Genomic DNA, 21,342 nt, shown 5'->3' with positions numbered 1-21,342 from the left:
TGATTGTTCTGTCATAATAGATGGCTGTGTGTTTTTATTAACTTAAGAGTGATTATGGTAGGTCGGCGAATTAGTGATGAACAATTAATTGAAATCATTGAAGCGGCGATTTTTGTGGCAGATAAGCCCGTATCAAAACGTCATCTTAAGGACACGGTTTTAAACGATTTAGCAATTTCTATGGCGCGCATTAATGATGCTGTAGAGGCAATTCAAGTTCATTATCAAACCCGCGGTATACGCTTAGTTGAGGTAGGCAGTGGGTATCGTTTTCAAGCGTGTAGCAGTTTAAGCCCATGGTTGAGTAATTTATGGCAAGAACGCGCTCCTAAGTACTCGCGAGCTTTACTCGAAACCTTGTCGCTAATTGCATATAAACAACCTATTACCCGTGGTGAAATTGAGCAAGTACGGGGCGTAGCAACAGGCTCAAATATTATTAAAACTCTGCTTGAAAGAGAGTGGGTTAAAGTAGTTGGGCATAAAGAAGTACCTGGGAAACCGGCACTTTATGCAACGACTAAACAATTTTTAGATTATTTTTCGATAACCGGACTTCATGATTTACCTGCATTGCCAGAGCAACAGCAAAGTAAAATTACCCAGTTATTAAGTGATCCTTCTGTGAGAGAACCATCCAAATGAGTATACAAGGTGAAAAGTTACAAAAAGTCCTAGCCCGCGCAGGGGTAGGTTCACGCCGCGAAATGGAAAAATACATTGACGCTAATCGTGTGAGTGTAAACGGTAAAGTAGCTAAGTTAGGTGACAGGGTTGAAGAAACCGATTTAATTCGTGTTGACGGCCACACTGTTAAAATTGAAGAAAAAGCTGACAGAATTTGTCGCGTAATTATGTACAACAAGCCAGAGGGCGAACTAAGTACTCGTAAAGATCCAGAAGGTCGTCGTACTGTATTCGACCGTTTGCCACGTATAGATGGCGATCGTTGGATAGCAGTAGGGCGATTAGATGTGAATACGTCAGGGTTGATGCTCTTTACCAATGATGGTGAATTAGCAAATCGCTTAATGCACCCGAGCTACGAAGTTGAACGCGAATATTCAGCTCGTGTATTTGGTGAAGTGACTGACGAAACAATGAAAAACTTACTTCGCGGTGTAGAGCTTGAAGATGGTCCGGCTAAATTTACCGGTATTAAGCCTATGGGCGGTGAAGGCATTAACCGCTGGTACAACGTAACTCTTAACGAAGGTCGTAATCGTGAAGTTCGTCGTTTATGGCAATCACAAGATGTGGAAGTGTCACGCCTAATTCGTATACGTTACGGTAAATTAGAGCTTGATAAGCGTGTACCACAAGGTGGTTGGATTGAGTACGATTTAGACACAGTTAACTATTTACGTAAAACAGTTAAACTTGGTAAAGAAACGCAAACTAAGCTGTCGGTTATCCCTGAAAAACGTAAAGATAAGCGCGCGAAAATAAATCAAATTCGTAAGGCGGTTAAAAAGCATAATCAACGTGTAAAACCGACTAAACGTAAGTAATTACGCTACTAATAAAACAATAAAGCCGCTTTAATAGCGGCTTTTTACGTTTAAAACTAAATATTACTTTTTAGCTTGTGCGTCTAACGATTGGCCATTGATATCTTTTGAGTCATCGCTCATTAAATACAGATAAGTTGGCATTAAATCTTCAGGTGTCGCAAGTAAATCACGATCTTCACCTGGGAATGCACTTGCTCGCATTGATGTGCGCGTTGCGCCTGGGTTGATACAGTTAACACGAATTGGTGTTTTTTCGACTTCACACGCCCACGTTTGCATCATACCTTCTACCGCAAATTTAGAAATAGCGTAAGGTCCCCAAAACTCTCTTCCTTTACGACCAACACCCGAAGAAGTAAATACCACTGAGGCACTCTTTGATTTGCGCATGACAGGAAACAGTGCTTTTGTGATCATGGCTTGTGCCGTCACGTTTACTTTCATGACGTTTTCAAATGTTGATGAACAAAAATGTTCCAATGGGCCTAAAGTACCTAAAATACCCGCATTATTTAATAACCCATCTAAGCGACCAAACTGACTTTCGATAGTTGCGGCTAAATCACGATAGTTCTGCTTGGTTGCACCTTTTAAGTCCATAGGCACAATAGCTGGCTGTGGGTAGCCTGCATTGACGATTTCGTCATATACACATTCTAGTTTATTAGTTGTTTTTCCTAATAAAATAACGGTTGCACCATGTTTAGCATAGGTAATAGCTGCGACACGGCCAATACCATCACCTGCGCCTGTGATCAAAATCACTTTGTCTTTGAGTGCGTTTTCAGTTGCTTGATAGGTATGCATAAAAGTACCAATGTTTAGATTTTTTTTGATTTTAACATAGCAAATCGACAAGTAATCGAATTTATTGCAAATATAGGTGGCGAAACTAGAAACTTTACGTTAAGTTTAACTGGTCTAATGTCTCATTAATATACTGGTTACATTGTTTTAACTTAATTACACTGACTATAAACACACTATAAAAATAAGATTTGTGCGGAGAACAATATGAAAAAAATGCTACTCTCGCTCTCTGTTGCAGCTGCTCTAGCAGGCTGTGGCGGCGGAGAAACGTTAGAAGATGTAAAAAATGACTCGGTTACAGTTATTCCAAAAGCTACGGTAAAATTTGACCCTGCTAACGGTGTAATTTCGGTTCCTAATGACTTATTAATGAGCGGTACGCGCGATGGCACATTGAATATTCCTGGGGAATTAAATGACGAAAACGTTTCAATCCCTCGCGCAGCCTATGCCGATCCACAATTAGCGTTAGGCGCGCTTGATGGTTGGTCTACCCAGGTTCCATTTAAAATTGATTTAACTTTTCCACCTAATGTAAGCCTAGATGCTACATCAGCGGGCACTCCAGGTTCTGTTCGTATTTTTGAAGTTATAATGGGTGCAAGCTTAACAGATGCCGAATGTTCACAAGCTCCAGCCGGTGCTGCGTGTAAATTAGTGGGCGAATTAACCTTTGGTGTTGATTTTGTGACCCAAGCTTCAGGCGATGCGGTGGCCATTATTCCACTTAAACCATTTAAAGCAGGTAGCTCTTATATTAATGTATTAACGACTGGGCTAAAAGATTCAGAAGGGCGTGCAATTGAGCCTTCATCGACCTATGCAACAGTTAAACAAGAAGCCCCTTTAGTGACGCCATCACAACTTGCGCTACAAGGTGCAGTTAATAGTTACGAAAATGTAGTGGTTAGCTCAGGCGATATCACAAAAGACGATATTATTTTTTCTGCTGCCATGACTATGCAATCAGCAGGACCAGTGCTTGGCACGATTAAAAAGATTTTAGCAGCAAGCTTAACAGAGCCAACAATTCCAACCCCTGCGTTGCAAATTCCAACTCAGCCTATGGCTAACGTACAACAAGCTTTTGCATTGCAGGGAGTGACTGTACCTGACGTGTTCCAAGCTGCACAGTATCAAAAAGGCAGCATTCAATTACCTATGTATTTAGGCACGCCTGAAGGTAAAGAGATCAGTGATTTAAACGATACTTACTGGCAAGGTATGTGTGATAGTGCTGTCGCTATTTTAGGCTATAAAGCGCAAGCTGGTGAAGCGTTCCCAACCGATCCTATTAGCACTAACGATGCAATGTGTGCTGCTTTGAGTGATGGACAGCTTCGTGATTTAGGGCTTGATAGCACTAAACACTTAACTAAATATAATTCACTTCCCAAAGTGCAGAGCATGGCTAATGTGCCAGTGCAAATTACTAAGCCGATTTTACCGGTTGTTAATGCATACCGTACAGGTTTAGGTTTAGAGCCATTTACTGCTATGCCAGCAGGTGGTTGGCCAGTAGTGATTATGCAACACGGTATAACCACACAAAAAGAAAGCATGTTAACACTAACGGCGCAGCTTTCACTGCAAGGCTTTGCCACAGTTGCAATTGACCATCCTCGTCATGGCGAGCGTGGTGTAGACGTTGATTTAGACGGTAATGATGACTTTAATGCAACTTCTGGAAAAGGCTCTGTACTTAGTTACATGAACTTGAATTCGTTATTGGTAGCTAGAGATAGCTTGCGTCAGTCAAGTGCTGACTTACTTGGTTTACGCTTAAGCTTAAGATTCAGCGGTGATAGTTCACTCAGTTATACCGATGTATCTTATATTGGCCATTCACTGGGCTCAATTGTAGCACCTGCATTTATTGCACAAGCTAATAGCCCATTGGCCGATCAAGTAGATCCATTATTTAAGGTTAACGCTGTAGCATTAGCAAGTGGCGGCGGCGGTATTGCCAGCTTCTTGTTAGAATCAGCAGCATTTGGTCCATTTATTCAAGGCTCTGTACTTTCTCAAGCAGGTACTGCTGAATCGATAGAGTTTAAGGCATTCAGAGATGGCCCCGCTGTTTCTAACTGTGGTGAGTCAGCGCAAACGCAAGCAAGTATCTCATGTGGCTTTACTGAGTTTGCAAAAGCACTAACGATGGCCGGCGAAACTGATAAGCTTGCTAATATTAAAGGCGTGATGACGCAGTTTGTATTTGCAGCTCAAACAGCATTAGACAGTGGCGACCCTACTAACTGCGCTGCTACGGTAAAAGCACTAGAAACACCTGTTTACATGAACGTAGTGGTAGGTGATGGCACAGATAATAACAAGCCTGATCAAGTTATTCCGCCGATGACTGCCAATAACCCAATTGCAGGTACTGTCCCTTTGGCTAACTTTATGGGGTTAGACACGGTGAGTACCAGTCAAGCGCCAACAGAAATGGGCTCTAGCTATTTAGTTAAGTTTACTCAAGGTCATCATGGGTCAATATTAACACCAGCACAAGATGAAGGTGAGTCGTCTACAGTTGCTGGTAGTGCAGCTGCGAATGCTGAAATGCAATTGCAGGTTGCTACTTACCTAGCTTCAAGAGGTCGCCTTTTAATGGTGCAAAACACTGAGATTGTGACGAATTAATAATCAACCATTCAATTAAGTACTAAAAGCCACTGTATAGTGGCTTTTTTTTATTTTAAAGCATGCTAAATTGGCTGAAATTTATAAATGGAGAACACTGTTGGAATTTTTATACGAGTACGGTTTGTTTTTTGCTAAAACCATTACCTTTGTTATTGCTATCGCTGTTATTTTAACCTTAATTGTAAGCTCGGCTGTTAAGCCAAAAGCAAAAAAAGGTGAGATAGAAATAGATGACTTATCAGAGCAACTTACCAATATAAAAGAAAGCTTTTTAAATAATACGCTAGGTAAAAAAGAGTTAAAAGCCTACCAAAAGCAACAAAAACTAGAGCAAAAAAAAGCTGAAAAAGAAGCCCCTAAATCACGACTCTACGTTATTGATTTTAATGGTAGTATGGATGCGCATGAAGTAGAAAGTTTACGCGAAGAAGTGACTGCGATTATTTCAATCGCGGACCCTAAAAAAGATAAAGTGCTAGTTCGTCTTGAAAGCGGTGGTGGCGTGGTACATGGTTATGGGTTAGCTGCATCACAACTACAGCGGTTTAAGTCAGCTGGTATTGAGTTAACAGTATCGATAGACAAAGTCGCCGCCAGTGGTGGTTACATGATGGCTTGTGTCGCAGATCATATTATTGCCGCACCGTTTGCAATTGTTGGCTCTATCGGTGTGATTGCACAAATTCCAAACTTTAATAAAATTTTAAAGAAGAATGACGTAGATTTTGAACAAATTACGGCGGGCGAATTTAAACGTACACTCACACTCTTTGGTGAAAATACAGATAAAGCCCGCGAAAAATTCCGCGAAGAGATAGAGCAAACCCATGTGCTATTTAAAACCTTTGTTAGCACGCAGCGCCCAAGTTTGAATATGGATTTAGTGGCCACAGGTGAGCACTGGTTTGCAACACAAGCTATTGAGAAAGGGTTAGTTGATAACATTAAAACCAGTGATGATGCCTTATTAGAGCAGCAACATCAGCATCAAATATACAAGGTGCAATACAAAATTAAAAAAGGGCTAAGTGATAAGTTTGCAATAGGACTGAGCCATGGCGTGAATAAAGCAGGTGTGAGTTTAATGTCAAAATTCAAGGCGTTAAACCCTTAATACTTTGATAGCTTATAGACAATAAAAAAGCCTTGTTACTTAAAAAGTAGCAAGGCTTTTTTTATAACTAACGGTAGAGCTGTTAGTCAATTGACTTGTGATAGTCTTCTAAATCTTTAGCTGCATTTGGGTCGTTAAAGATATTTTCATCTAGTTCACCCTCACTTTTAGCGACAACACAAGTTACCATACAGTCACCGGTTACATTAACTGCTGTGCGGGTCATATCAAGTAGTCTATCAACACCTATTATAATTGCTATGCCTTCAACAGGTAGGCCTACTTGGTTTAATACCATAGCCAGCATGATCAAGCCAACGCCAGGAACACCTGCTGTGCCAACCGAGGCAAGCGTTGCCGTTAGTATCACCATTAAGTAATCAGAAATAGTTAAATCAACACTAAATACTTGAGCAATAAATACCGTAGCGACACCTTGCATAATTGCAGTGCCATCCATATTAATGGTTGCGCCTAATGGAATAGTAAATGAGGCCACTGAATTATTAGCACCGAGCTTCTTAGTCGCAGTCTCAAGTGTGATAGGCATCGTAGCGCTTGAACTTGAGGTGCTAAAAGCAAATAAACAGGTGTGCTTCATTTTAGCTAAGAAAGTAAGTGGGTTTAATCCAGTCAGCACTTTTAACAGCAGTGTGTAGTTTACGAATGCATGCAATAACAGGGCTAAAACAACGACGCCAAAGTACTTAGCTAAGCTTACAATTAAGTTAAGTTCGATAGTTGTAAATAACTTAGCCATTAGGAAGAATACGCCGTAAGGAGCAATATTCATTAACAAAGTAACTAGTTTTAAGATAACCGTGTTTAAGTCTTCAAATACCGTTGCTACACGTTTACCTGCTTTACCGCTAAGCGCCATTGCAATACCAAATAACAAAGCAAACACAATAACTTGTAGCATGTTTCCTTTTGCCATTGCTTCAAATGGGTTGGTAGGGAACATATCAATGATAACACGAGCTAAAGTAGGCGCTTCTTTTGCGTCGTAGCTTGCTTGAGAGGGTAAACCAATACCTTCACCTGGGTTAAATAGTAGCGCTAGTGTAATTGCCACTGTAATAGCAATTGCTGTGGTCACCAGATATAAACCAATCGACTTTCCACCTAAACGGCCCAATTTTTTAGGATCGCTTAAACTACAAGTACCACACACAAGGGATACAAATACCAAGGGAACAACTAGCATTTTTAAACTAGCTATAAATATTTGCCCACCTACATGAAATAGGCCATCAACAAAAAAAGCTTTAATTGGCAAAGAGAATAACCCAAGAGGGATTAGGTAATCGTCTTCACCAGCTAATATAGCCTGAAATATAAAGCCTACTGCAACACCAAGCACCATACCAATCATGATGCGAGTAGTTAAACTCATTGAACGGATTTTAGACATATTTCCAATCTATTTTTTATAAATTTGGCATAGACTAACAGCATGTAATTTTTTTTACAGAAAAAACGTCAACTTTTTAAAAATTTTTATCGCAAAAAAGAGTAAAAATCTGAGATTTTAGACTAAGTTATAGGTTAACATTAAGTAAATAAGTTTAACTTAGTAACTGTCCAATGGAGAAACCTATGCCTTTAAACCGTTTGCTCAGCATTATATTGCTCAGCTCATTACTCATTGCTTGTGGCGGTGGGGGCTCACTTGAGAAAGAAAGTGGAACCGTTGGCGGTGATACTGGAGGCGACAATGCCGTACTAGATACCCAAGTTGAACTTAATTTTGAAGATCGAATCGTTACCGCTAACAATCCGCTTGAGGTCGTTGCGACTGTAACTGACAGTGATGGACAGCCTGTTGTTCGTCAAGAAGTTAGTTTTACTACAACACTTGGCTCTTTCATACCTGCTACAGCAAGCGCATTAACAAATACAAGTGGTGTTGCAACTATTGAGCTCAGTGCAGGCAGTGTTGAAGGAGCGGGAACTATTGTTGCCAGCTACGAAGGCTCCACAAGTAAGCTCGGTTTTTATACCGCAGGTGATGAGCCGCAATCTAATGAATCGGCTGCAAATATTGACATTAAAATCTTACAAAACTGTCCTGATAGTTGGTTAAATATTGATAGAGATTCTACAGAACTTGATCCATCTGATTGTTCACAAAATAGCAACTTACTTGGGCAACAAGCGATTGTTTATGCAAAAATCACAAAACCTGGTAGTAATACGCCAGCCCGTAATGTACTGGTTCAAGCGACAACCACGCTAGGAATTTTACTACCAGAAAGCTTAACAGCTAAAACTGATGCGTTTGGTGTGGCTATTTTGAATTTATTGCCTGGCAGTAGCTCAGGTGTTGGTCAAGTTGAATTAACCGCACAGGGCGGAATTGCGAGTGCTTTATTTGAAATTAACGCTGTTCAAGTAAATGTTAATTTAAGCGCGGGTATTGCTTCGGATGATGTTTTATCTGCAGGTTCTACTACTATTATTACGGCTCAGATTGTAGATGGTAGTAATAATGTATTTACTACACCGTTGGAAGTGCAATTCACTTCTGCTTGCGCAGAAGAGTCGACCCCTAAAGCCACTATCGATAATGTGGTAACGAGTATTGGTGGTACGGCAAGTGCAACTTATAAAGCTGATGGCTGTAATGGTATAGATACGATTACCGCGACTGTGGTGACTGGTGGCAATGTAGCAACAAAAACTATTAACATAAATGTTGCTGCGGCTCAAACTGGCTCAATTGCGTTTATGGGGGCGACTAATCAAGTGTTAGCTATTAAAGGAGCGGGTGGTCAAACCTTGACCGAGAACTCAGAACTCACCTTTAAGCTTTTAGATGTAAATGGAAATCCAGTGGGTCAAAAGCAAATTGATTTTGCACTTTCACAAAACCCTGGTGGGGCTCTATTAGACAGCGCATTTCAATTTACTAACAACGAAGGTTTAGTGACTGTAAACGTTCGCTCAGGAAAAGCTGCTGGTATTTTATCTGTGATTGCTTCGCATCAGATTGATAGTAGTGATACCTCACAGAATAGTGTGATCTCTATTGTTTCTAATGACATTACTATTACGACAGGTGTGCCAGATCAGGATAGTTTCACGCTTGCAGTGCAAACCTTTAATACCGAGTCATTAAACGAAGCAGGAGTAACTACAGACTTAACCGTATTTGCAGCCGATCATTTTAATAATTTTGTACCAGATAACACAGCAATTTATATTGCCAGTGAAGGTGGTGCAGTTGGCACTATTGATGATGAACAATTTACACCTTTATTACTTTGTCGCACCACAGACGGTGTGTGTAACGCTCAGTGGCGCAGCCAAAACCCTGTCCCATACCATTACAGCATTTATAATAATTCTGTTGCTGATAAGTGTGACCGCTATTTTGGTCAAGCTGCTCCTTGTTCTTTAGGTATTAGAGAGTCAGAACTGGACGCAAATGGCAATTTAATTAATTATTTAGATAGCAATGGCGATCCAATTGCGCTAACTGATGCGCCTAATAACGCGCCAATTGATTATCCACTTGGTGGACGTGTTAGCTTACTTGCTTATTCTGTGGGTGAAGAGTCGTTTAATGATGTATCTGCCAACGGTGAGTTTAATCAAAACGAGTTTGACTCAACTTTACAAGATTTGCCTGAAGCCTTTATAGATTTTAACGAAAATGGTGTGTTTGATGGGAATTTACCAGCACCAACAAACCCTGTGGATTCTAATGGTGGTGAGGATGAATGGTACGTGGAACGCTCAGGGCCATTAAATAATGGTCAGTATGACAGTGGTGATGGAATTTATAACGGCTTGTTGTGTAGTGATGAAGCTTTAGCTGCAAATGCGTGTACACGTGAAACTGTTAATGTGCGTGCTCGCTCAGAGTTAGTTATGTCAGGTAGTACACCTTATATTAGAGCTGTGACGGCTTTAAATGACTGTAGTTTAAGTGATGGTATTCGCTTAGAAGCTTCTGATATGGCAGGTATGTGCGACATAAACCTTATTGATATTAGCAACTCAACACCTTACAGCGCGATTTCAGTAACCATTTTCTTTAGTGATATTCATAACAACCCAATGCCGGCAGGTACTACTGTTACTGTAACGGCCGATAATGGTGTATTAAGAGGGTTAACAGATTACACCGTGGTTAATACAGCACAAAAAACGCCAATCTCAGTTTCCGTTAACATTACTAAAGAGTCAGAGCCAAATGAGGTTGATTCTGGGTTCTTATACATTGAATTTGAAACGCCCGGTGGTGTGAAAACTCAATATACCGTAATGTCGATTTTAGACGAACCTAAGGTTTAGAATATGTGAAGTCTAAAAAATGCCAACCAATAAGGTTGGCATTTTTGTTTCTATTCTATATATTCCACATCAATTATTCAAAAAACGCTGGTTTGTTTAAATTAACAACAGAAATTGTTTGTTTATTCAGTAAATACTGAAAAGTTTGTATTAAAAGCTTGTAAGAACTAGTGTTTGTAGATATACCTATAAATATTCGCGCCGTATGAGTCGGCTAAACACATTTAAAAAACTAGGTTAGAAATAGGCAACTATGGGCAAATCGCTAGTAATTGTAGAGTCACCTGCTAAGGCTAAAACAATTAATAAATACTTAGGTAATGATTTTATCGTTAAGTCCAGTATTGGACACGTACGAGATTTACCTACATCAGGATCGGGCAAAAACAAAGTACCAGCAAGCAAAACACCTGCTGAGGTTCGTAAAATGCCACCTGATGAGAAAGCAGCGTATAAACAGCAACGTGACTATTCTAACTTAGTCGCGCGCATGGGCATCGATCCTGAAAAAGGGTGGGAACCACATTACGAAGTATTGCCGGGTAAAGAAAAGGTTGTTCAAGAATTACAAAAGCTTGCCCAAAATGCTGATCAAATCTATCTCGCAACGGATTTGGATAGAGAAGGGGAAGCAGTTGCTTGGCACCTTCAAGAAATTATTGGTGGCGAACCTGAAAAGTATAAGCGCGTCGTGTTTAACGAAATCACTAAAAATGCAATACAACAAGCGTTTGAAACACCGGGTGAATTGAACACCGATATGGTTTTTGCACAGCAGACCCGTCGTTTTCTAGACCGTGTGGTTGGTTTTATGGTCTCACCTTTGTTGTGGGCTAAAGTTGCACGAGGTTTATCGGCAGGACGAGTTCAATCTGTTGCAGTGCGTTTATTGGTAGAACGCGAACGTGAAATTAAAGCGTTTATTCCTGAAGAGTTCTGGGATATTCATGCAGATGTTAAAAATAGCGAGTCTGACTTACGTTTAGAAGTCACTAAACAAGCAGACAAGCCATTTAAGCCTGTAAATGAAGCGCAAGCTACAGCAGCAGTTAAAAGCCTTGAGAATGCCGAATACAAAGTTGTAAGCGTTGAAGAAAAACCAAGTAAGAGTCGCCCAAGTGCGCCATTTATTACTTCAACCATGCAACAAGCCGCCAGTACTCGACTCGGTTATGGCGTTAAAAAGACCATGATGCTTGCGCAGCGCCTATATGAAGGTGGTTACATTACCTATATGCGTACCGATTCTACTAACTTATCGAAAGATGCGGTTGAGATGTGTCGTGAGTATGTAACCAATGAGTTTGGTGCAAAATATTTACCTGCTGATCCAATTAATTACAGCTCAAAGGGTAATGCACAAGAGGCGCACGAAGCGATTCGTCCTTCCAGCGTATCGGTACTTTCAGGGCATGTTGAAGGTGTGGATGCAGATGCTAAAAAGCTTTATGAGCTTATCTGGCGTCAGTTCGTGGCTTGTCAAATGGTGCCTGCTGAATACGACTTAACCACATTAACCGTTGCCGCCAATGATTTCACATTAAAGGCAAAAGGCCGTGTGCTTCGCTTTGATGGTTGGACAAGAGTACAGCCAGCAGTGCGTAAAAAGAACGAAGAAGATCAATCACTTCCTGCTGTTAAGCAAGGTGAAGTTCTCACCTTAGTTGAGCTTGATCCTAAGCAGCATTTTACCAAGCCGCCAGCACGTTTTAGTGAAGCGAGCTTAGTTAAAGAACTTGAAAAGCGTGGCATTGGCCGTCCTTCAACTTACGCGTCTATTATTTCGACAATACAAGATCGTGGTTATGTACGAGTAGAAAATCGTCGCTTTTTTGCTGAAAAAATGGGTGAAATTGTTACCGATCGCCTAGTTGAAAACTTTACAGATTTAATGAACTTTGACTTTACCGCTAAAATGGAAGGTCGTTTAGATGATATCGCCGAAGGCGAGCGTGTTTGGACGCAAGTTCTCGATAAGTTTTATGCTGATTTCTCAACCCAGTTAAACATTGCTAAAGGCGAACCAGATGAAGGCGGCATGCGTCTTAATCAAATGGTAGAAACCGATATTGACTGTCCAACCTGTGGCAGAAAAATGGGCATTCGTACTGCTTCAACGGGCGTATTCTTAGGCTGTACAGGTTATAACCTGCCACCTAAAGAGCGCTGTACTACTACTATGAATTTAGTGTCGGGTGATGAAGCGGTTGCAGCTGATGTTGAAGACGTTGAAACAGAAACATTAATGCAAATGAAGCGCTGTCCTATTTGTGAAACAGCGATGGATTCATACCTTATCGACGAAACCCGTAAATTGCATGTGTGTGGTAATAACCCAGCATGTCAGGGGCATGTTGTTGAAGAGGGTACCTTTAAAATTAAAGGCTACGACGGACCTATTATCGAGTGTGATAAATGTGGCGCTGATATGGAGTTAAAATCAGGTCGATTTGGTAAGTATTTTGGTTGTAACAACGATGAATGTAAAAACACACGCAAGTTGTTAAAAAATGGCGAAGCTGCGCCACCAAAAGAAGATCCAGTTCATATTCCTGAATTAGAATGTGAAAAGTCTGAAGCCTATTTTGTATTACGTGATGGCGCGGCCGGTATTTTCTTAGCTGCAAATACGTTCCCTAAATCACGAGAAACACGTGCTCCTAAAGTAGAAGAGTTACAACGCTTTAGAGATCGTATTTCGCCTAAGTTTTACTACCTAGCTGATGCACCAGCCAAAGATCCTGATGGCAACCTTGCTGTTGTGCGTTACAGTCGTAAAAACAAAGTCCAATATGTGATGACTGAAGTTGATGGTAAAGCAACTGGTTGGACGGCCCATTACGAGGGTGGTAAATGGGTAGAAGAGGCTAAGAAAAAAGCTGCGCCTAAAAAGAAAGCTGCAGCTAAAAAAGCGCCAGCTAAAAGTAAAGCTAAAGCCAAACCAAAAAAAGATGATGAATAATTAATTATTCATCGCTTTAATAATAAAAAAACCGGAACGCACAGCCTGTGACAGTTCCGGTTTTTTTGCATTATCAAACCTATCGCAATGGCATTTTTAACCTGATTTTTTATTTTACAGAGTTAAAATGTAACCAATTTAGGTTTGAACCGCTCAATTATTCATTAAATCTTAACAGCAGTGACTTTGTTATAGCCTTCAGATGTTAGTTCATCATTCACACACTTTAAAACATAGTTATAAATTGCTTCATCGCTTACGTCGTCTTCTTTAGCCCAGCTAATACACATTTCTGTGAACTCTTGAATCGTTTCGGCTGAAGCGTCTGTAGTATCGCTTGCAACTGCATTTGCAGCTGATAAAGCGAAAAACGGTGCAACGATTAACGCGAGTAATGCTTTATTCATTTTTTTATTCCTAAAAATGGAGTAACAATCGAATTATGCATTCAAATAATGCCTACATAAAACAAGTGTAACCAAGGCAGAACATCTCTGTTGGTAAACTGATTTTTAATCACAATTCACACAAAGGAAAACGAAAAATTTTTATCGTCAGGATAAGCATATTGCGTACCTACTTTTAGGCTGAAGTGATTGTGTTAGCGTTTAATTTAAGCTAATGTCGCGTTTTAATTTTTAGGTGCCCCTATGTCAGAGCCACACACAAATAATACAAATAAAAAAATACACCCTGTTCATAAAGTTGAACACGGTCTTGAGTCGTTGATATTTAAAGGACGCTGGCTACTCGCCCCATTTTTTGTAGGTTTATTATTTGCTGTGATTTTACTACTTATAAAGTTTTTTAAACAACTATATATGATGGGGATAGCGACGTTTACTGCTAGTAATCAAGAGCTGTTGGTTGGTATTTTAACTTTAGTTGATACTGCATTGTTAGCAGGTCTGCTATTGATTATTATTTTTAGCGGTTACGAAAACTTTGTCTCTAAGCTTAATATCGAAAATCATGAAGACCGCCCTGTATGGATGGGTAAGGTCGGGTTTTCTGGTTTAAAAATGAAGCTGATCAGTGCAATAGTGGCCATTTCAGCCGTTGAGCTGCTTAAGGTATTTATAAGTTCCACGTCTCATTCTAATAATGAATTACTCTGGAAAGTACTGATACACGTTACGTTTGTGGTATCAGGTGTACTATTTGCTTTTACTGATTATTTAAATAGTAAAACAATTAACCACTAAAAATTTGTTATAAAAAACCCGAGCAATGCTCGGGTTTTTTATTTGTAATAATTTTAAATATTAACTGCAGTTGGCGTAATAACTACCAAATGGCTCAACGGTCAGTGTTTTATTATTAAGCTGCGCGTTGTAATGAGAAAGCGCGCTATGCTCTTTTTCAACAACAATATCAATAGCAAGCTCTGCTTTTGCCCCGCTTAAATTGAATACACACAACATCTTTTCTTCGTTTAACGTGCGGTAAAAAGCCAAAATTGGCTCGGCGGTTTGTATAAACTCAATATCACCTTCAAGTAATACTGGCTGGTTTTTACGCCAGGCCATAAACTCACGGTACGCATTTAATATTGAGTTTGCATCATTCTCTTGCTCAGCAACTGCTTGGAGCTTGTGTTGTTGATCAACAGGTAACCACGGTTTTACCTCGCTAAATCCTGCATTGTGTGCATTTGGTTGTGAGTTATCACGGTTTTCCCAAGGCATTGGGGTACGACATCCATCGCGACCTTTAAAGTTTGGCCAAAAAGTTATACCGTATGGGTCTTGTAAATCTTCAAAAGCAACACTGGCTTCACCGAGTCCGAGTTCTTCACCTTGATACATACACACGCTGCCACGAAGCGAAGCGAGTAGGGCGGTCAACATTTTACATTGAGCTGGGTTTACCTCTCCCGTTTCACTCCAACGGCTAGCAACACGTTCTACGTCATGGTTGCTAAATGCCCAGCAAGGCCAGCCTTCAGTCATGCGTTCCTCAAGTGTAGTAACGGTATTTCTTATATACTCGCTCGAGTAATCATCCGTTAACAGCTCAAAGCTATAACCCATATGCAGTTTATCGCCGCCTTGGGTGTATTCTGCCATTGTGGCTAATGAATCTTCAGATGAAATTTCACCCAATGACACGGTACCTGGGTACTTGTTGAGTAAAGTACGAATATCACGCATAAACTCTATGTTTTCAGGTTGGGTGTTATTGTAGTAATGATACTGAAATGCATACGGGTTATCTTCGCTAAAGCCACGGCCTTGACGTTTTTCTTTTGGTTTAGCTGGGTTATCACGAAGCAAAGCGTCATGGTAACAAAAGTTAATTGCGTCTAACCTAAAGCCATCCACGCCTTTTTTAAGCCAAAATTCAACATTATCTAGTACGGCTTGGCGAACATCGGGGTTATGAAAGTTAAGATCAGGCTGTTCAGTAAAAAAGTTATGCAAGTAGTATTGTCCACGACGCGGCTCCCATTGCCATGCACCGCCACCAAAAATAGACAACCAATTATTAGGTGCTGTGCCGTCTTCTTTAGCATCGGCCCATACATACCAATCAGCTTTATCGTTGGTTAAGTCTTCACGACTATCAATAAACCATTGATGTTGGTCTGAGGTATGGCTAAGCACTTGGTCAATAATAATTTTAATATCGCGTTGATGCGCTTGCGCAATTAACTCATCAAAATCTGCTAAATTACCAAAAAGCGGGTCAATATCACGATAGTCGCTAATATCATAACCAAAATCTTTCATCGGCGATTTAAAGAAAGGTGAGATCCAAATAGCATCCACCCCTAAGCTTTTAATGTAATCAATACGATTTATTATCCCTTTTAAATCACCAATGCCATCGTTGTTGCTATCTTGAAAGCTACGCGGATAAACCTGATAAATAACCGCACCTTTATACCATTGCTTTTGGGCCATGCTTTTCTCCGTTTTCACACTGTCTTTGTGTTGTTCTTTTTTTAGAGGTAATAATCCCCGTTTATTTGAAAAAGCATACTTGAAGCCTGTCATACTGTAAAAATCCTGCATACGTATGCACCGATTTTAAGGTATTAAAACTGGATGAAATAATCGTTCAGGCAATCGATTTGAGTCGTGGATTATTCTTATTATATTTTACCAATTCTAATATGGAGTTGTTAATTTATTGTTTGCGCTGTTTAGGTGCACAAAAACAAAGGTCTGCACTGAATTGGTGTTTTTAGTTATTGGTCTTACCAATTTAATTTGTGTAGATTGTGTGTTTAGTAATTAATTAAAAAAGAAAATTTTCTTGCTTCTCTCTATCAGCGTTTTATGAAAGGTTTATTTCATAAAAAAATAAATAGTGGTTATCACTTAACTCATAAAATACTCTTGCACCAAAATAACCTATTTTAAAACAGTTGGTTACATGTTGGCTTGTAAATTTAATGTTAAATTTGTGCGTGCGGTGCTATTTTGAATACGTATGCAATAAGTTGTTAATAAAATAATACGAGCGTTAATATTCATTCCGACAACAAAATAAGCTCGCATGTTTAACTATCACTTAAGCAAGTAAGCGGGTATCACATTATGGGTAACGGGAAAACATTATGGCTATGTTCAAACCAAGTATACTAACGCTAGCATTAACTGCTGCCGGATTATCAAGCTTTGCCACCACTGCGGCACAAGAAGAAACAATAAAAAATGATGATGTAGAAATCATCGAAGTGAAAGGTTTTCGCGGTAGTGTTGTTGAATCAATAAATACTAAGCGTTTTTCAACACAGGTGGTTGAGTCAATTTCTGCTGAAGACATTGGTAAACTTCCAGATACATCTATTGCAGAGTCAATCGCACGTTTACCAGGTTTAACAGCGCAACGTCTTGATGGCCGTGCTAGTCGTGTAAGTGTTCGTGGTTTTAGCGAAAACGAAAGTGCAACAACTTTTAATGGTCGTGAGCAAGTCTCTATTGGTGACAACCGTGGTGTTGAGTTTGACCTTTACCCATCAGAAATAATGAGCGGCGTAACCGTTTATAAAACACCAAGTGCCAGTATTGAAGCTGAAGGTATTGCCGGTGTAATCGACATGCAAACGGTAAAGCCTTTAAGTAAAGGCGAGCGCGTGATCATGTTTAATGGTCAGTTAGAGCAGTCAGGTTTTGATAAGCTAAATCCTGATGGTGATGATAAAGGCTTTCGTGGCACAGTTTCATACATAGACCAGTTTGCAGATGACACTATAGGTGTTGCATTTGCTTACAACACAATGAGCTCACCAAACCAAGAAAAACGCTGGAATTCTTGGGGATACCCTGAATTCGACGTTGAAGGACAGAATTATTCAATCTTAGGCGGCGCCAAACCATTCGTACGTTCATCAACACTTGAACGTGATTCAGCGATGCTAGTAGTGGAAGCAGCACCAAATGATCGTCTAAACATGACGTTTGATGCGTTATATGTAGATTTTAACGATGAAAAAATCTTACGTGGTATTGAAGTACCTTTCGCCTGGGGTCAAGGTAGCATCGACCCAAATAGTGTTACTGTAGATGAACAGTCTGGCTTTATCACCAGTGCAACAACGCAAGGTCAACGCGTTGTAGTTCGCAATGATGTTGAAGAACGTGATGCTGAATTAACGCAATTTGGATTTAATACTAAATATGACATTGACGATTCATGGTCGGTAGAGTTTGATGCGAGCTTATCTGAAGTTGAGCGTAAGGACTGGAGCTTACAAAGTTATTCTGGCACAGGCCGTGGCGATGCAAACGGTATTGCTGACAACATTGGTTACTCACTTGATGGCGGCAATACCGGCGCCAAATTTAGCCACGAGTTAGATTATAGTGATTATGCTTTAATTCAGTTAGGTGGTCCTTTGTCATGGGGAACCAGCTCAGCGCTAAATAATAAGTACGGCTTAAATGATACGGCTTATCAAAACACAGCACAAGATGGCTTTATTAATGCACCTGAAGTTAATGATGAACTACATACTTTAAAACTAGCAGCAAGCAAGCTATTAGAAAACGATTACTTAAGCAAAGTAAGTTTTGGTATGTCATATCGCGACCGTGAGAAGAGTAAAAAGTCTGAAGGGTATTACTTAACATTAAGCGATTTCTCATTAGATAATCCTGGTACGCTTGTCGTTCCAGAGCAATATCGCCTCGGAACAGCTAGCTTAGGCTTTATCGGTATGGGGGATATGATTGCCTATGATACCCGTGCACTAGTTGACGATGGATATTATGACTCAATTCAAGAAAGTTTAACGGATATAAAACACACTACGCAGTCGTACACAGTTCAAGAAAAAGTTACGGCGTTTTTTGTTCAAGCTGATATTAATGCTGAAGTAGGTGAACTACCATTAACAGGTAACTTTGGTGTTCGCTATGTTAGAACTGAGCAATCTTCGCAAGGTTTTGCGGCTGTGCCGAATGACGTGACTGGTCTAGTTGAAGCCGTTCCTAACAATGTGTCACACGATTATAGTCATGTTTTACCTAGTCTTAATTTATCTTTAGCGCTAGATGAAAATCAAACTGTGCGTTTTGGTGCCGCTAAAACTATCTCACGAGCCCGCCTAGATGAAATGAATGCTTCTGTTAATGCGAGCTACAATTCTGAGCGTCCTGATGAGAATGGCAACTATTGGTCAGTATCTGGTGGTAATCCTACACTTGAACCAAAAGAAGCAACGGGTTTTGATTTTACTTATGAAAACTACTTTAGTGCAGAAGGATACTTCTCAGCGGCTGTATTTTATAAAGACTTAAGCCAATGGATATTTGATGGTGTATACGAAGTTGATATGTCAGGAGTTGCTAACCCTTCAACGGGTGAGATACCAGAGAATAGTACCGGTACTGGATCAGGTAAAGTGAATGGCGGTGGTGGAGATCTTTGGGGCTATGAATTGTCTCTTGCTCTACCGTTTAATATTTTTAGTGATTCATTAGAAGGTTTTGGTTTAATTGCCAGCCATACAGGAATTGAACAAGATATTGAAGATCAAAACGGTAATGAATACGAATTACCTGGTTTGTCGGATAAAATTGAAAGCTTAACTTTTTATTATGAAAACTATGGCTTCCAAGCACGTACTAGTATGCGTAAACGTAGCGACTTTAAAGGTGATATTTACAACGCAGGTTATGAAACTCAGCAAGTGAATATCTTAGGTGAAACAATTTGGGACGTACAAGTTGGTTACGATTTTGGCGAAGCAGGTGTTGAGAGCTTAGATGGCTTAAATGTGACATTCCAAGTACAAAATATCACTGAAGAACCATTTACAACACTAAGTGGTGATAATGCTTTACAAGTGCGTGATTACCAAGATTATGGGCGTAACTTTATTCTTGGATTTAGCTACAAGCTTTAACTGAAATTTAGTTAAGTTATTAGCCCTTGTAATTAGTTTTACAAGGGTTTTTTTATAGCTACTTTACCTAAGTTTTATCAAACTTTTTAAATCTGATTTAAAAAAGTGAGCAATAATATGAAGCCAATAAAACATGTCGTCATTGCAGGCGGTGGAACAGCTGGTTGGATAACCGCAGCACTACTTAATAAAGTGTTAGGTAAAGTAATTAATATTACCCTTATTGAATCAAGTAGCATTGGCACTATAGGTGTGGGAGAGGCCACTATTCCTCCTATTATTGGGCTTAATAATGCGCTCGGTATTAATGAGCAAGATTTTATAAATGCTACTAATGCGTCTATCAAACTGGGTATAGAGTTCGAAAATTGGAAAACACCAGGGCATAGCTACATGCATGCATTTGGCTCGTTTGGTAAAGATTTTCCCTTTTGTGACTTTTATAATTTTTGGGTAAAAGGGCACATTAATGGCAGCGAGGACTCTTTATGGGATTTTTCTCTTAACTATCAAGTCGCTAAACAGCACAAATTTACGCTACTAAATACTATTCCTAATACTCAATTACCAGGGCTTAGTTATGCGTTTCACTTTGACGCCACTTTGTATGCTGAATATTTAAAAAATCTTGCATTATCACGCGGCGTTAAACACATTGATGCAAAAATAGAACGTGTTGAGCAATGCCCAGACACAGGTAATATCACCAACTTAACACTTGACGATAATAGCCAAATCCAAGGCGATTTATTTATAGATTGTACTGGCCAGCGCGCACTTTTAATTGAGCAAACTCTTAATGCGGGGTTTGTTGATTGGTCACATTATTTACCTTGCGATAGTGCTGTTGCAGTGCAATCAACAGGCAGTAACGAATTAAAGCCCTATACGCGATCAATAGCACATAACGCAGGTTGGCAGTGGCAAATTCCGCTACAAAATCGAACAGGTAATGGCTTAGTGTATTGCAGCCGTTATTTATCGGATGAGTCGGCAACCGCGCTTTTATTAAATAACTTACCGGGTGAGCCAACAACAAGCCCGCGTTTAATTAAATTTAAAACAGGTCGTCGTTTAAAGCAGTGGCATAAAAATGTAGTCGCAGTAGGGCTCTCTAGTGGATTTTTAGAGCCCTTAGAGTCTACTAGTATTCACTTAATACAAAGTGCGGTCACACGTTTAATTAAGTTGTTTCCTCATAATGGGGTTAGTGATGCGTTAGTAACTGAATTTAATAAGCAAAGCATCAGTGAAATCGAGCATATTCGTGACTTCATTATTTTGCACTATAAATTAACTGAGCGAGAAGACACCCCATTTTGGCGTCAATGTAAGCAAATGGAAATTCCTCAATCGTTAGCGCATAAAATGGATTTATTTAAACAAACGGGCAAAGTCGTGCGCGAAAACGACGAGTTATTTGCAGAAGTAGCTTGGCAGCAAGTGTTTATAGGTCAAGGCCTAATACCAAATGACTATAACAGTATTGTTGACTCATTAAGCAGTGAACAACTAACGGATTTATTCATAACGTTAAAAACCCTAATAAATTCAACGGTAGATAAACTACCTACTCATAAAGAGTTTTTAGCTAAGTTAAAAACAAACTAAGTGGCGTGACGTGGTGCTTTGGTTG

The 21,342-nt window shown here is 39.9% G+C and carries 13 protein-coding genes; 9 read left to right on the top strand and 4 right to left on the bottom strand.

What is annotated here, in order from left to right:
* The first annotated feature begins 54 nt into the window (after positions 1-54).
* Positions 55-645: an SMC-Scp complex subunit ScpB gene (gene scpB / locus PUND_RS10670; RefSeq protein ID WP_008110002.1), complete on the top strand. Its 591-nt coding sequence runs from the start codon at positions 55-57 to the stop codon at positions 643-645.
* On the top strand, positions 642-1,511 hold the full coding sequence (rluB, locus tag PUND_RS10665) for a 23S rRNA pseudouridine(2605) synthase RluB (RefSeq protein WP_008110001.1): 870 nt from the start codon (positions 642-644) through the stop codon (positions 1,509-1,511). Before scpB ends, rluB begins: the two co-directional genes overlap by 4 nt.
* A 63-nt stretch (positions 1,512-1,574) precedes the next feature.
* Here rluB and PUND_RS10660 read toward each other — a convergent pair whose 3' ends face one another.
* Positions 1,575-2,321 carry a YciK family oxidoreductase gene (locus tag PUND_RS10660; RefSeq protein WP_010389778.1) on the bottom strand — a complete coding sequence of 249 codons (747 nt, stop codon included), beginning with the start codon at positions 2,319-2,321 and terminating at the stop codon, positions 1,575-1,577.
* A 207-nt stretch (positions 2,322-2,528) separates the two neighbouring features.
* Here PUND_RS10660 and PUND_RS10655 point away from each other — a divergent pair, with 207 nt between their 5' ends.
* Both PUND_RS10655 and sohB read left to right on the top strand, forming a co-directional pair.
* Positions 2,529-4,967, top strand: a complete 2,439-nt coding sequence (locus tag PUND_RS10655; RefSeq protein WP_010389782.1) for a VolA/Pla-1 family phospholipase — start codon at positions 2,529-2,531, stop codon at positions 4,965-4,967.
* A 100-nt stretch (positions 4,968-5,067) separates the two neighbouring features.
* Positions 5,068-6,084 (top strand): protease SohB, encoded by a 1,017-nt coding sequence (sohB, locus tag PUND_RS10650; RefSeq protein ID WP_010389783.1) that lies wholly within the window; start codon positions 5,068-5,070, stop codon positions 6,082-6,084.
* 82 nt (positions 6,085-6,166) lie between these two features.
* On the opposite strand, the gene PUND_RS10645 is transcribed toward sohB, so the two are convergent.
* Positions 6,167-7,498, bottom strand: coding sequence for a dicarboxylate/amino acid:cation symporter (locus tag PUND_RS10645; RefSeq protein ID WP_008466610.1), 1,332 nt, complete (start codon positions 7,496-7,498; stop codon positions 6,167-6,169).
* Positions 7,499-7,683: 185 nt separating this feature from the next.
* Here PUND_RS10645 and PUND_RS10640 point away from each other — a divergent pair, with 185 nt between their 5' ends.
* Positions 7,684-10,386 (top strand): Ig-like domain-containing protein, encoded by a 2,703-nt coding sequence (locus PUND_RS10640; protein WP_010389784.1) that lies wholly within the window; start codon positions 7,684-7,686, stop codon positions 10,384-10,386.
* A gap of 253 nt (positions 10,387-10,639) precedes the next feature.
* A complete protein-coding gene (gene topA, locus PUND_RS10635; RefSeq protein ID WP_010389785.1) occupies positions 10,640-13,348 on the top strand; it encodes a type I DNA topoisomerase in 2,709 nt (902 codons plus the stop codon).
* A gap of 164 nt (positions 13,349-13,512) precedes the next feature.
* Here topA and PUND_RS10630 read toward each other — a convergent pair whose 3' ends face one another.
* Positions 13,513-13,755 (bottom strand): hypothetical protein, encoded by a 243-nt coding sequence (locus PUND_RS10630; protein WP_010389786.1) that lies wholly within the window; start codon positions 13,753-13,755, stop codon positions 13,513-13,515.
* A 243-nt stretch (positions 13,756-13,998) separates the two neighbouring features.
* On the opposite strand from PUND_RS10630, the gene PUND_RS10625 reads away from it, so the two are divergent.
* Positions 13,999-14,553 (top strand): TIGR00645 family protein, encoded by a 555-nt coding sequence (locus tag PUND_RS10625; RefSeq protein WP_010389787.1) that lies wholly within the window; start codon positions 13,999-14,001, stop codon positions 14,551-14,553.
* Between the two features lie 60 nt (positions 14,554-14,613).
* Here the strand turns inward: PUND_RS10625 and PUND_RS10620 are convergent, their stop codons facing one another.
* Complete coding sequence (locus PUND_RS10620; RefSeq protein ID WP_010389788.1) at positions 14,614-16,254, bottom strand: alpha-glucosidase family protein; 1,641 nt, start codon at positions 16,252-16,254, stop codon at positions 14,614-14,616.
* A 659-nt stretch (positions 16,255-16,913) separates the two neighbouring features.
* Here PUND_RS10620 and PUND_RS10615 point away from each other — a divergent pair.
* The gene (locus PUND_RS10615; protein ID WP_010389790.1) at positions 16,914-19,706 is read left to right on the top strand and encodes a TonB-dependent receptor; all 2,793 of its coding nucleotides are present in this window, start codon (positions 16,914-16,916) and stop codon (positions 19,704-19,706) included.
* Between the two features lie 117 nt (positions 19,707-19,823).
* Entirely contained in the window at positions 19,824-21,317 is a 1,494-nt protein-coding gene (locus tag PUND_RS10610; RefSeq protein ID WP_010389791.1) for a tryptophan halogenase family protein, read from the top strand.
* Positions 21,318-21,342 lie beyond the last annotated feature (25 nt).

It is taken from the genome of Pseudoalteromonas undina (genome assembly GCF_000238275.3).
Classification (GTDB): Bacteria; Pseudomonadota; Gammaproteobacteria; order Enterobacterales; family Alteromonadaceae; genus Pseudoalteromonas; species Pseudoalteromonas undina.
Note: the sequence above shows the minus strand (reverse complement) of the source record. Positions and strands in the feature narration are given on the sequence as shown.